The organism is Streptomyces sp. NPDC088387, assembly GCF_044753385.1.
In the GTDB taxonomy this organism is placed as follows: Bacteria; Actinomycetota; Actinomycetes; order Streptomycetales; family Streptomycetaceae; genus Streptomyces.
The window spans coordinates 121,994-135,665 of the sequence record NZ_JBIVNC010000017.1 but is presented as its reverse complement, the minus strand read 5'-3'; the positions used below and the strand labels follow the sequence as shown (position 1 = coordinate 135,665).

8 protein-coding genes and 3 pseudogenes are annotated in these 13,672 nt (G+C 65.7%); 7 read left to right on the top strand and 4 right to left on the bottom strand.

Annotation, left to right across the window (positions count from 1 at the left end):
- Positions 1-146: 146 nt before the first annotated feature.
- A pseudogene (locus tag ACIQAC_RS34595) lies at positions 147-816 on the bottom strand (Type 1 glutamine amidotransferase-like domain-containing protein).
- Positions 817-1,543: 727 nt separating this feature from the next.
- Between ACIQAC_RS34595 and ACIQAC_RS34590 the strand changes: the two are divergent.
- The 4 genes from ACIQAC_RS34590 to ACIQAC_RS34575 all read left to right on the top strand — a co-directional run bounded on the left by ACIQAC_RS34590 (position 1,544) and on the right by ACIQAC_RS34575 (position 8,051).
- Complete coding sequence (locus ACIQAC_RS34590) at positions 1,544-2,056, top strand: hypothetical protein (protein WP_402198256.1); 513 nt, start codon at positions 1,544-1,546, stop codon at positions 2,054-2,056.
- Between the two features lie 12 nt (positions 2,057-2,068).
- Positions 2,069-3,082 (top strand): hypothetical protein, encoded by a 1,014-nt coding sequence (locus tag ACIQAC_RS34585; protein ID WP_402198254.1) that lies wholly within the window; start codon positions 2,069-2,071, stop codon positions 3,080-3,082.
- Positions 3,083-3,309: 227 nt separating this feature from the next.
- On the top strand, positions 3,310-3,573 hold the full coding sequence (locus tag ACIQAC_RS34580; RefSeq protein WP_402198252.1) for a hypothetical protein: 264 nt from the start codon (positions 3,310-3,312) through the stop codon (positions 3,571-3,573).
- Positions 3,574-3,809: 236 nt separating this feature from the next.
- The gene (locus ACIQAC_RS34575; protein WP_402198249.1) at positions 3,810-8,051 is read left to right on the top strand and encodes a hypothetical protein; all 4,242 of its coding nucleotides are present in this window, start codon (positions 3,810-3,812) and stop codon (positions 8,049-8,051) included.
- 67 nt (positions 8,052-8,118) lie between these two features.
- Here the strand turns inward: ACIQAC_RS34575 and ACIQAC_RS34570 are convergent, their stop codons facing one another.
- On the bottom strand, positions 8,119-8,694 hold the full coding sequence (locus tag ACIQAC_RS34570) for an SMI1/KNR4 family protein (protein ID WP_402198246.1): 576 nt from the start codon (positions 8,692-8,694) through the stop codon (positions 8,119-8,121).
- A gap of 328 nt (positions 8,695-9,022) precedes the next feature.
- Between ACIQAC_RS34570 and ACIQAC_RS34565 the strand changes: the two are divergent.
- A pseudogene (locus ACIQAC_RS34565) lies at positions 9,023-9,423 on the top strand (transporter); the annotation flags it as partial.
- Between the two features lie 38 nt (positions 9,424-9,461).
- Positions 9,462-10,288, top strand: a pseudogene (locus ACIQAC_RS34560) (IS5 family transposase).
- A 156-nt stretch (positions 10,289-10,444) separates the two neighbouring features.
- Here ACIQAC_RS34560 and ACIQAC_RS34555 read toward each other — a convergent pair.
- On the bottom strand, positions 10,445-11,290 hold the full coding sequence (locus ACIQAC_RS34555) for an N-acetylglucosamine kinase (RefSeq protein WP_402198244.1): 846 nt from the start codon (positions 11,288-11,290) through the stop codon (positions 10,445-10,447).
- Positions 11,291-11,715: 425 nt separating this feature from the next.
- Positions 11,716-12,555 carry an NAD(P)H-binding protein gene (locus ACIQAC_RS34550; RefSeq protein WP_402198241.1) on the bottom strand — a complete coding sequence of 280 codons (840 nt, stop codon included), beginning with the start codon at positions 12,553-12,555 and terminating at the stop codon, positions 11,716-11,718.
- Positions 12,556-12,636: 81 nt separating this feature from the next.
- Between ACIQAC_RS34550 and ACIQAC_RS34545 the strand changes: the two genes are divergently transcribed.
- Positions 12,637-13,566, top strand: a complete 930-nt coding sequence (locus ACIQAC_RS34545) for a cupin domain-containing protein (protein ID WP_402198240.1) — start codon at positions 12,637-12,639, stop codon at positions 13,564-13,566.
- Positions 13,567-13,672: the final 106 nt, after the last annotated feature.

The window sequence follows — 13,672 nt, the reverse complement described above, 5'->3', positions numbered from 1 at the left end:
CGGCGACGCGCCATCACGGTCCTGGAGCCTCTCCGCGGCGGGCAGGGGGCAGAGGCCCCGAGCGGATAACGACGGCCCTGCTCGGCGGAATCCGGTTACCTTCCCCTACGCCTCCCCGGCAGCCTGATGGAAGGCGATGCGAAGGGTCACTGTGCTTCAGGCAGCAAGAAGCAGGGCAGGGCCCGCTCGGTAGCTCCTTCCCCCCCATCCGGCTCGACCCGATACAGGTGAGCCTGCGGCGTGCGGGTCACCGTTTCCGTCAGGAGACCGTCCATGAAGAGGGCGCCGACACCGTTCTCCAGCGCCCACCCGGCGGGGAGCGCGCCAGTGGCTACGGCCGCTTGATAGGAGGAGCGGCGGCCCGGTTCACTCGTAGTGAGGGCAGACCGAGCCGGACAGCAGGCCCAGCCCGTCCGGCAGAAACGTCAGCGGTCCGGAGAAGTCGGTATGCGAGCCTTCGGCCCAGCAGTTGGCTCCAGCGCTGATACCGCACAGCAACGTGCCGCGATCGTAGGCCTCGCACATCAACCGGTCCACGCCGTGCGCACGCCAGACCGCCAGCAAGTTCGTAGTGTTGCCGCCACCTACATACACAACGTCTTGCGAGAGCAGAAACGTGCGCAACGCGGCATCATCGAGTTCCCTCCGGAACAGCGGCAAGACACTGGGCTCACAGGCGCGTGACTGGAACGCAGAGAGAAACTGGTCTAGGTAGGCGGGGGCCTCACCGTTGGCTGTGGGCATATAGCATACCTTGGGCCGAGAAACACGTGTGTGATCGAGCACCCAGTCGTCCAACAGGCCGTCGTTGTCCATGGAGAAGCCGCCTCCGAGAAGGGCCAGACGATGCACGGGAACAGTGCTCCCTCAGCACACAGGCTCACCAGAGCGGACGATGCCCCGAACAATGCCGAGCCATCGACTGCCTCCGCAATCGATTAAGAACCCTGTCACGTGCGCTGCCCTGTCCGCTCACACGTCGTCACGCGCAGCCGGGCCACCAGCGGCTTCAAAAACACCTACTCACCGAAGGTTGATCACGCCGGCCAGGTCTCCGGCGGAGTCGCAGTCCTGCCAGCCCCACCCTGGCGGCGTTCTGCCGCGCGGCCGGCATCCGTTCCTCCACGCTGACCCCGCAGCTCCAGCACCTGGAACAAGACCTCCAGGGGCAGCTGTTGATCCGCGGCCAGCACGGGCATCGGATGCGGCTAGCCCCTTCGGTGAGAACTCCTGGCCGTTGGCTCGCCGTACGCCGACCAACTCGGTGCCTGTGACACCCAGGGGTGTCAGAACGAGGACCGCGACAGGCGTTCGGTGACGGGCGTATGAGCAGCAGGAAGACGGGCTACCCCCTCCGCTCACGAAATCGCAAAAACGATCGAGCGTCATGAGCATGCCGTGATAGCGTCCCGGCGGCCTGCGATCTTCAGACGGAATTCTCGGCATCCGGTGAGCATGGTGCGCCGGCCCGGCAACTGGGCTGCCCAGTCGCCTGATCAGTTCTCCGGCGGACCTTCGGTGCGCCGGACAGGGGAGGGACGCTTTGAAGCTCATCTCGCTACGCGCGAAGACTGCCGCAGGGGCATTCGCTGTCACCGCGGCAGCCCTGCTCGCCACCGCCACACCCGCCCAGGCGGCCACCTACAACGTCACCGACAACTGTGACGTTGCATGGATCACCTGCTCGTACGGTGATTTGTGGCTGTTCTACAACTCGAAAGAAACAGCCATCCAGGACGGCTACTACAAGTCCGCGTTCACGTTGTTCTACGCCAACGTGGACGACCACTGGGGTACCAGCCAGTACCAGGGATCGGCACTGACAACCTACCGGTACGTCTTCGGTAACGGCGGCAATGGCAACGGCCAGTACATGAAGAACAATGCGGCGTCCGTGCAGAACTGTGCCCCAGACGACAACTACCGCGTGTACTACAACTCCGGCTACGGCGGCACCTCTCAGTACTTCGCGAAGAACGGACCCTACGGAGACTGCAATATCACCAACCTGATCTCCGCCCTGAAGAACAACAACGCGTCCTCCCACTTCGCTTGAGAAGGAACTCCCGTGAAGCACATCAAACAGTCAGCCGCCGCAGTAGCCCTGACCGCTTCAACTCTTCTGGTCAGTTCGTGCTCCTCCGGCACGACCCCGGACACCACGACGAACGCGGCCGACGGCAGACCGATCGTGAACAAGGAAAACTGGCCCGCGAAGATCCCCTCGAGTGGCCTGGCCAAGGATCTGACCCTTCCACTGGAGGCGTACATGGCATCCTACGAGGACCAGGTCACCGTCGAGCAGGCCGCCAACGAACTCCAGCAGTCCTGCATGAAGGACTACGGCATCGACCTGACGCTGCCACAGGCGGGCGCCAACCCGCCTCCCAGTGACAACGATGCCAACATCGAACGCCGTTACGGCATCACTGACCGGGCCCAGGCCGAGAAGTACGGCTACGAACTCCCCCCTGCACTGCGGGAGCACACCGAGCAGACCATGCGTGACCTGTCCGGCGTCGAGGTCGAGGTCCTGACCGGCCACACCAAGCCCGAACTACCCAAGGCCCCCGAGGGAGTCAAGGCAGGATCGGCGTTCAGCGGCCCCGGCCAGACGAAGCCCGCTCGGGCGGAGTACAACGGAAAGAAGTTGAAGACGGGCGGCTGCATCGGCTGGTCCAAGGATCAACTCGGCGTGGAGGAAGCCGACCCGATCATCGTGGCGCAGCTCGCCGGGGACAGCCTGGTGCAGTCGATGAAGGACGACAAGGTCATCAAGGCCGTCGCCGCCTGGTCTTCGTGCATGGACAGCAAGGGACACGCGGGACTTGCCGATACGTACAAGGCGATGGACCAGGGTGTCACCAACGATGGGGAGCCGTCGCAGGAGTCCATCGCTCTGGCGGTTGATGACATCGACTGCAAGGAGCAGACGGATCTGGTGAAGATCTGGTCTGGCGTGGAGTCGGCGATCCAGGACAAGCAGATCGCCGACAACAAGAGCCAGCTGACCGGCATCAAGGAGCAGCACGGCAACGAAATCGCTGCTGCGCACAAGCAGATGGCGGATTCCGCCCAGTGAAGGCTGGTGCGGTAGTGCCCGGCCCGGGCATGGTCCGGGCACTGTGCCTGATGGCGGCGTGTGTGCTGGCCGCCGGGTGTACGGACAGCGCCGCTGACAGGGCCCCCGCGTCGCAGCGGCCGGTGACTCCGAGCACGGAGCAGGGCAGTCCGCAAGTGCGTCCATCTCCTGTGGCTTCGGTGCACTCCGAAGGCCGTACGCGTGTCTTGGAGTACGGGGACTTGGTCGTGCGTGCCACGCCGGAAAGCAGCGGTGTGCGTACCGAGATCGAGGTGGCCAACACCTACGAGCGGGATGCGACGTACTCAGTCCAGATCAGCATCGAGGACGGTGAGGGCTGGACCGCGTACAACCGGTTCTGGCTTCAGGATGTCCCTCCGGGCGAAACCGGCCGGGAAGTTGCGGTGATCGGCTCGAAGGACATGGGTCCGGTTCCGCAGGTTCCGAAGATCTACGTCGATGAGTTCACTCCCATCGTCGACCGAAACTAGAAAAGGGAACACTTACTGTGCGTATAAGACAGAGACAGCGCGCGGTGGTGATAGCGGCAGCAACTGCGCTTCTCGCCTCGTCACTGTCCATCTCCGCGCAGGCTCAGGGACCGAAGGTACCCGACAACGCCGTTCAGGGCGGCAAGAGTCTGCCGAAAGCTACGAGTAAGCCCCGCGAGGTCGGCAACAGGGACCGCGCCGCCGTCCTGGGCGAGAACTACTCTTCTTCCAAGGACGTGGCTCTGTCTACTTCCGGCGACGGCGCGGGCTTCCATGTCCTGACCGGCAAGGAGAGAGACGGCTACAAGTTCACTACCGTCGCCACCCTGCGCGAAGACGGATTCGATGCGGACTCCTGGATCGGCAACGCGTGCGTGACCGGGTCCGGGAAGTACGCGGCCATCGCCTACGCACCCCGGACGTTCACCAATAACCCCGAGTTGATGGTGCGCGGCGCGTTCACCGCCGTCGTCGAGCTGGGTAGCGGCAAGGTGACCAAGCTGCCGTTCACCGCGTCGCTGGCCTACTTCTCTCCGGGCTGCGGCACCGGGGACGATGTGGTGTTCACCCAGATGACTTACGACGGGGACGAGCAGCAGAAGACCCGCCTGATCACCGTGGACGCGGCCACAGGCAAACAGTCCCAGCAGGTCGCCTTCCCCGGTCAGGTCACCTCAGCGGTCCCGACTCGTCACGGCATCGTGGCCGGCCACGGCAACAAGCTCGTCCGCATCAACGGGCAGAAGGAAACCGTCCTCGCCGTAACGAAGCATGTGCCGTTCCAGATCGTGTCTGACAGCGGCGACGGCGTGACCTTCATCGACCGGGAAGCCGACACACAGGAGACCAAGGCGAAGTCCTGGGCCAAGCACCTGGTCGCCACGCAGGTCAAGGGCAAGAAGACCACCCCGAAGACGGTGGCTGAAGGAAACCTCACCGACTGGGACCTGTCCGCCACCCCGGGCGGCATGGTGTTCCTCACGGGTCAGGCGAAGAACACGGGGACTCTGCCGGGACCGGTGAAGAACCCGGGGGGTCTCGCCAAGGGGGCCCGCATCTCGAGTCTGGGCCACGCGGGCGTGTCCACCTCTTGGGCGGACGGCAGGACCAGCCTGATCACGCCGGAGGACACTAAGCAGGTCCGTGATGCGCGGATCACTCTGGACGTGGTCGCCACCGGCAAACGCACCGAGCTGGACGCCACACCTCAGCTGTCCGCCGAGCGGGCCGAGGCCGGAAGCCGGCTCTCCCCGGCGCTGGGCATCCCGACGGGGACAGAGTCGTCCGCGGAGCCGTCTGTCAGCGGTGAGAGCGAGGGTCTGTCCACGCAGACAATGCGTACCCAGGCTCTGACAGCGTCGGCGACCGGTCCGAGCGAGGGCACCGATGAACGCTACTGCGCGGTCACGCGCAACGATGTCAAGAAGCAGGCATTCCAGCCCACCCCCCGGCAGGTGGAATGGGCCGTGGACCAGGCCGTCGTCGGTGAGCTGGACTTCTACCGCTCGCCGAACTGGAAGAACACCGGCATGGGTGGCTACCAGCCTCAGGGCCTGTTCCCGCCGATCGTGCTGGCCGGCGACCCCAACGGCACGCTCGACAACGAGGACCCCGACGTCACCGACCGCTGGCACATACCCTCGCAGGTGATGCTCGGCGTTACCGCGCAGGAATCCAACATGTGGCAGGCCACCCGGTTCGCTGTCCCCGGTGTCACCGCCAACAGCCTCATCGGCAACTACTACGGCACCGAGTACACCTCCGACGGTACCCAGGCCGACCCTTGGCGCATCAACTTCTCTGAGGCCGACTGCGGTTACGGCATCACCCAGGCCACTGACGGCATGCGGCTGGCGGGCAAGGAGAAGGAGGGTGAGACAGCTCTGTCCCCTCTCACCCAGGAGGCTGTCGCGCTGGACTACACCGCCAACATCGCCTACGGCGTGCAGATCCTCTCCGACAAGTGGAACCAGACGTACCGTGCCGGAATGAAGGTCAACGACGGTCACCCGCAGTGGATCGAGAACTGGTTCTTCGCCCTGTGGGCCTACAACTCCGGCTTCTACGAGACGGCCGATTCCGACGGGCACAAGGGACTGGGCTGGACCAACAACCCGGCCAACCCGTTGTGGAAGGCCAACCGGATCCCCTTCCTGCAAAGCGCAACAGACCCGTCCAAGGACGACTACAGCCATGCCGCGCACCCGCAGGACTGGCCCTACCAGGAGAAGGTCCTCGGCTGGGCCGCTCGCCCGATCTCTGCGATGTTCGCTCCCGGTGACTTCAAGCCGGGCTACCTGGCTGCCTGGTGGAACAGCAACGAGTACCGCAGCACCGTCAAGCCGCCGGTCGACCTGTTCTGCGACGCCTCCAACGACTGCGACCCGTCCAAGATCAGCGACAACGATTCCAACGATCCCGGCCTGGGCGCCTGTCAGCTTGATGCGGGCGACTCCGACACCAACCCGCACTGGCTGCACTGCTGGTGGGACAAGTCGGCTGAGTGGAAGAGCTGCGACACCGGGGCTGAGTGCGGCCACCAGGTTCACCGCTTCAACACCTCGTATCCGGAACAGCCGGACGCCAACTCCTATCCGCCGCGCTGCAGTAGTGGCTTGCCCTCGAACGCGCTGATCGTGGACGACGTACCCGACGGCACCACCCCGGCAGGATCCGGTTCACGCGGCTGCGGGGCAGTGCAGTCGGACGGCACGTTCACCTTGACCTATCAGCCCTCCGACATCATCGATGCCGACACCGGGCAGACGATCACCACCTACCCCGGCAAAATCGACACGCACCAGATCGGCGCGGCGTATGGCAACCACTTCTGGTTCACCCACACCCGCTCCCCCGAATCCTTCCCGGCGCCCGGCGACCGGATGAAGGTCACCGGCACCTGGAAACTCGGCCAGAAGATCACCGAGCACAGCGGCCAGGCCAAGGTCTACGTGCACATCCCCGACCACGGGGCGCAGACCTCCAAGGCCGAATACCGCATCAAGCACGCACACGGCACCACCGTCAAGGCGATCTCCCAGGACGCCAACCAGTCCAACAAGTGGGTCGACCTGGGCGCCTACCAGTTCAACGACACCGTCCCCGAGGTCAGCCTGGACAACTTCAACGGCGGCGACGGCTCCAAGGACATCGCCTTCGACGCCATCGCGTTCGTGCCCGGGGACTACGACGGTCTGAACGACATCATCTTCCCCGAGGCGGACCCGAACGCGCCCGACGTCGACTTCGTGGCCGCTCAGGACGCCAAGGAAGTCCTCGCGGGCGCCGCTCTGAAGGCTTCGGCGGCCGCTGAGCCGGGGGAGCAGACGTGCGCGACCGGTCGCGACGGGATCAGCTGGTGCGGCTCCTACGTCCCGTTGGACGAGGAGAAGGCCAAGTCCTCGAACACGCTCAGGAGCGCCGCAGCGGCGGGCCCCGTCGGATGGTGCTCGAACGTCAACGGCGCGGCCATGCAGTCCAGGACGCAAGGATGTCTGCGCGGCCTGCTTCCGCTGACCGCGACACGCGACGGCGTCCCCGTCGGTAACGCGACGATGAAGGTCATCCAGGAGATCAACCTCAACCCCAAGTCCAACGAGTTCACCACGTGGACCGAGCTGTCTCTGGTCAACATGACGGGGCTCACCTCCACCACGCTCACATCGTTCGCGGAGGATTGCTGGCCGACCGGCGACTGCACCGAAAGCACCGGCCCCTGGACCGGCAGCACCACCTGGACCCCCGGTGACACGCACATCGCCACCCGGACCAACACCTACACCTGGAACAAGACCACCGGAGGCGAATCGAAGCTGGACTTCACCTGGGACACCACCTGGTCCACACCCAGCGCCGGAGTTCAGGCCGTCCCGAAGTGGAGCAACAACGCCTTCGATGTCCGCTGCGACAACAAGGTGGGCGGCAACACCGGATGCGTGTTCCCCAACTACACCCCGACGCTTCAGATGAACACGAAGAAATACCCGGCCGCTGCCGCGTACTACTGGGTGCTCATGGAGAAGCTGGCCTCCCACCCCGGAAGCGAGCAGCACAACAAGCCGCTGCACCGCCTGGCGGATGAGACGAAGGCCAAGGAAAACCGGGACAAGATGTGCATGCTCGCGGTGGCGGAGTGGAATCCACACCCGAACGCGGACGGCACCAGCTGCGACGAGTACCCGTTCGCAAAATCCCGTGAGAGCGGCGGGATGACGCTGTCCTCGGGCAAGTACTGCGCGCAGTTCTACGCGGACAAGCAATCCGACGGCAGCTGGATGCTGGAGCTCGACAGCAACTACCCGTATCCGACATGGAACGAGATCTGCGGCCGCGCCGCGGTCCCGGCCAAGCAGAACACGGATGCCGGTGGCGACCTCGGGCGGTTCACCTCCGAGATCCGCCTGCTCGACAATGACGCGTACTTCGTCCAGACCGGGTTCGAGTACTGCGACATCGATTCGGTCTGCCACATCACCTGACATCTGGACAAAAAGCGAAGCGTCCTGCCGGATCATGGTGATCCGGCAGGACGCTTCGTTTCGTGGGTCAGCCCGTGACCCACTCCAGCATGCGCCCTTCATGGACCGACGGGCGACGCCGCGCGGTCGGCAGCCGCAGCGATTCCTCCACCGCGTTGCACAGGTCGGTCAGCATCAGAGCCATGGACGGCCAGAGCGGCAGGTACTCGGGATCGCCGAACGAGATCTCGCCGACTTCTCCGTAGTGGCCCGTACGGTGGTCGACGAACAGCAGATCACCGGTGAGGGACTGAGCGAAGGGAACCCACTGGGTGTGTGCGGTGCGCCCGACCACTTCTTCCTCGTAACCCTCCTCGACCGCTTCGTGCGCCATGGCGGAAAGGTTCTGATGCCATTCCAGGATTCCTTCGGTATCCAGAAGGCTGTACCCGAGAAGAAAGGCACCTGGCGCCATGCTGGATCTGCGCGGTGTGACACCATTGTGTTCCGAGAGAAGCGACTTCAGTTCACCGTGGAGCGGGAAACCAACTCCGCTCTCCAGCCTGGATATATCAGCGGCTGAGGCTCCTGGGCGGAGCGTGGAATAATCGCCCGGCGCGTTCTGTCGAAGCCACTCTTCAAATCGGCGCCACAGTTCCTGCATGTTGTGTATCCCGTCCATTGTGGTTCCCCGCGCGGGCCAGCCGAGCTGTCAGTTCCTCCTGTCACCGTAGCAATCCGGCCGGCCGACGGTGGCTCGAGTGTGCCCGAATGCCACGTAGCGACGATCACCCCGGCACGATCTCCCGACGACCAGCGCGAGCACCCCACCCCGGCGCACACCAGCAGTGACCTTCCTCCGGCACCCAACCATCGGCAAACGTTGCTCACCCGAGCTTACGAACCAGACGACCCCCTCCCATCGTCACGAACATGTAGTCTATGAGTCGCCGCAGTTCAGAGCCGGTACACGAGCTCCTGCGGTCGGTAAAATTGAGTACAAGCGCGGCGTTGACGCCGGCGTTATCAACCAGGGGCTGCTCTACCTGGCTTGGCTGATGGACCGCCGAGTCGAGTTCGAGCACCTGGTCCGCGACCGGTTCGGGGTGAAGGCCGCGTACAGGTCCTGTGGAGCGGTCCGCGTCTGATCTGCATTGCCGGCGACTTTACGCGCTACGACGTTCATGCCGTGCGCGAGCATCGGAGGTCGATCGACTTGGTCCGCTACCGACTCTTCGGCAGCGACCTGCTTGGGCTAGAGACCGTGGCTTCCGTGAGAGGCGGCACGCACGTAGTCCGCCGGGCACGGCACCGATTCTCCGGTGCGGTGGTAGACGTTCAGGTCGCGGCGATGGCGGAGCTGGCGAGCTCGGTCGACGAGGTCTTGCTAGGCCGTGTCCGCAAAGTGGTGGGCTCGTTGGGCCGTTTGTGGTGCGTCGTCATGAGTTGACCGATGAGTCGTGGGCGGTGATCGAGCTGTTGCTGGCTCCGCCGCGGATGGGCCGGCCGGTGCGCGATCGCCGTCAGGTGGTCAACGGGATCCCGTGGAAGCTGTCCACGGGCGCGGCCTGGCGGGACCTGCCCGAGCGGTACGGGCCGTGGGGGACGGTCTACGAACGCTTCCGCCGCTGGTCGGCCGAGGGGACCTGGGAACGGCTCCTGGCCCATGTCCAGCAGCGCTGCGACGCTGTCGGCGCGGTCGACTGGACGGTCGTGTGTGTCGACTCCACGACCGTACGGGCCCACCAGCACGCGGCCGGGGCCCGAAAAGGGGGTCCTCGCCCTGGCCGGGTGAGGCGATCGGGAGGTCCCGCGGCGGGCTGACCACGAAGATCCATCTAGCCTGCGACGGGCAGGGCCGGCCGCTCGCCTTCACCATCACCGCCGGGAACGTCAACGACTGCACCCAGTTCGAGAAGGTCATGGCCCGCATCCGTATCGGACGGTGCGGGCCCGGCCGGCCCAGGACCCGGCCAAAGCGGGTCGTCGCCGACAAGGGCTACTCGTCCACGAAGATCCGTTCCTATCTGCGCCGCCGCGGCATCAAGGCCGCCATCCCCGAGCGGATCGACCAGATCAACGGCCGCGTCCGCCAGGGCGAAAGCCGCTGTCGGCTCGACCGGGCCGCCTACGGGCGCCGCAACGTCGTCGAGCGCTGATTCAACAAGCTCAAGCACCACAAGGCCCTGGCCACCCGCTACGACAAACGCGCCCGCCACTACAAAGCCCTGGTCACCATCGCTTGCCTGCGAATCTGAGCTGCCCTGACTTTGCGGACACGACCTAGCAACAATCCTTCGACCGACATGACCTAGCCGGCGTCCGGTCGGGTCGTCAACGTCCGGCCCCGGCACCTGACCGGCGACGCGTCGGGAATTCTCATCGTCTGCTACCGCCGGGCTCGAGCCCGCGCCTCACCGCTTCCGCGCCTGCTGGGCCAGTCGGAGTGCCCCTTCGACCGGTGGGCCCAGCAGCAGCTCCACCCGGGCCTGGGGGAGTGCCCTCATGATCCGCTCGCGAATGGCCTCCGCGTAGGCAGGTACCTGCGTCATGAGGCCGCCTCCCAGTACGACCGTGTTGGTGGCCACCCCGCGATCCGCCAGTGTGGTCACCAACTCGGCGATACCGTCGGCCCCTTGGGCGAGTACCGCTCGCGCGTCCGCCGAGCCCTCCGTAGCTGCGTGGGTGACGGCCCGGCCGTGCCTGCCCCAGTGTTCTGGGCCGTCACCCCAGCTCAAGGAGTGCGCGAGGTCGGCCGGATCGCCGACGCCGACGGAGCGCATCAGGGCCAGGCCCAGGGCGTCGGGCTCCTGGCCGCGGTCGGCCCGTCTCAGCACGGCCCTGGCCGCGTCCCTCACGAGGGCGGAGGCACTGCCGTCGTCGCTGAGCACCCACCCCCAACCACCGGCGCGCACTAGTTCGTTGCCGCCACCCGTGGCCACGGCGATGGCCCCTGTCCCCACGACCACACCGATGCCCTCGTCGAAACCGGCCGCGGGCACCAGCAGTTCCGCGTCGTTGACGGTGGCGACCGGACACCCCAGTCGGACGGAGAGCGCCGCGCTCAGCTCGACGCACTGCCGGCGGTGCTCACATCCGTGAGCACCAACGGCCACAGCGGCCAGCGTCACCTCGCTGCCCAGTACCGCGCCGAGCTGAACCGCCAGCCAGTCGGCGCCCGCTTCGATCGGCGGTACCGCCCAGCCGTCTGACGGCACCACGCGGTCGAGGACGGTGTGGCCGGGCAGGTCCGCGGGCACAGCCCGGACATTTGAGCTTGTCCTACCTTCCAAGCGTGGGTTTGAGGCGGTCATTCGCAGGACCGTCGGACCCCGGGGTTCCGGGTATGGCTGTCGACTTGTCGCCGTCTGATGGCTTAAATGACTTGGCCACCCGAAGCCCCGCGACGACTCGACCGCTAATCGGGATACGCGACTCGATCGCTGTGTAGGACAACGTCGGCGAGGGCGTCTGCGGGCTTGCTGTGAGCGACGAGCTCGTCCCGCTCGTCGGAACCGCAACCATCAGTAAGGCCCGCCCACGAGCGATCGGCCGCAGCGCCTCGCCCTTGTCACGCTCCCAGCTCCGGCACGTAAAGGGTGATGCGCTGCCTGGTCGGTACTAACGGGCAGCCCGCGACCGGCCTTGGAGCCCGTCGGTCTCGTCGTTCGGCTTGGCAGGTGCCTCAGAGTCGTTGGGCTCCTGGCACGGACCACGACGCGTCGGGAACTTCTCGTGCGGCCCAGTCTGCGAACCCGGTGGCCTCGCGGCCCAGAACCTGGTGGACCCCGTCAGAGACGTACGCATCAGCTCCGGTGCGAATCGCCTTCAGCATCGCCAACCGCCACCGCACGTACTCCTGCGGTGTGCCGGCCGCCAGCATGCGAGCCACGTGGGCAGCCGGATCCTCGGGCTTGAAGCGGACCGTGACCCCGGAAGCCGTCGAGAGGATTCCTGCCGCTTCCTCGAACGTAAGCGCAGCGGGGCCCGACAGTGACAACCGCTCGCCGATGAACGCCCGCTCGATGAGGACCTTCGCGGCAACCTCGGCGACGTCACTCACGTCGACGAACGGCTCGGCCCCTGTGCCGACAGGCTCGGTGATTAGCCCGTCGATGGGCACGAACATCGCCTCAGTGAAGTTCTGGTCGAAATGCGTGGGGCGCAGCATGGTCCAAGGTACCGGCCCCGCTGCAAGCGCCTGCTCGGCAAGATCCACTGCGCCGCCGGGAAAGTGCTCCACAGCGCGCGAAGAGAGCAGGACCGCGTGCTGCACACCCGCCGCGTCCGCAACCTCCAGGAACGCGGTCAGCTGACCGCTCCAGTCTCGCGCAGAGCCGGGGCCGACGATGAACACCCCGTCCGCGCCTGTCACCACGGGTTGCCAGGTAGAGGTGTCATGCCAGTCGAAGCGTGCTGGGGAATTCCGGCTGGCCACGACCGCGGGATGCCCCTGCTCTTCCAGCGTCATGGTCAGACGCCGCCCGGTTTTTCCGCTGCCACCAAGAAGAACGAACTTTGCCATGTCGTCGACGGTACGGAGTCGCTGTCCGGTGATGGATAGGCGATCAGCCAGAAAACATTTGCGTTCGTCTATTCTGGCGGAATGGACGTACTCAGTTTCCAGCTCACTCGTGCGCGGGCACGTGGTGCAGTGTTCTCCACCTTGCGCCGCGTCGCGCCCTGGGGGCTGGAATTCAGCGGCCTGCGGCCCCTGACCGCGCACATCCTCCTCGACGGCGCAGGGTGGCTCACCACATCCCAGGAAGAGCCGGTCCAGCTCACCGCTGGCGACGTCATCCTCTCCACCCCCGGAGACCCGTACCAGCTTGTCAGCGATGTCGGCGCGGCCATCGAGACGATCACGGACGCTCGCCGCCGCGGCAGTGACCACGGGCCGGGACCGGCGTCCCACATTCTCTGCGGCGCCTACATCGTCGAAGGAAGCGTCGGGAAGAGTCTGCTGGAATCACTGCCTCGATTCGTCCGTGTCCCGGCACACGCGCAGAAGCCCCGGCATCGCGACGCGATCAGCCTGCTGGCGGCAGAGGCAGAAGGAACAGAGTCCGGGCAGCAGGTCCTGCTCGATCGGCTGCTGGACCTCAATCTGGTCTACGCGCTGCGCACCTGGTGGCAGCAGGAGCAACAGCAGGCGCCCGGCTGGTTTCGGGCACTGGCCGATCCGCGACTTGCACGAGTGGTCCATGCGATCCACGAACACCCCGAGCGTAATTGGACGTTGGAAACCATGGCCCTCACCGCGGAAATGTCGCGGGCCGGCTTCGCCGCCGCCTTCAAAGAGGTCATCGGGCAGAGCCCCGGCAGTTATCTGACCCGACTACGGATGGGACACGCCGAAGACGCACTCCTGCGTACCAGCGCCACCCTGGCCACCATCTCGGCCGACGTCGGGTACACCAACGAATTCGCGTTCGCCACAGCCTTCCGCCGCACACACGGCCTCCCGCCCGGACAGTGGCGTGCCGCCCACCGACCGACGCTCCAAGGAGAACCCGCCGATGTCCGCACAACATGACGTTGGTCCGTGCCCGGAAGGCGCTGAGCAATGGGAAGGCTTAGTAGGCACAGCCGCGCCGTTGGGTGCGCGGGCGGCTGGAATCCTCCCGCACTCGTGAAGACGG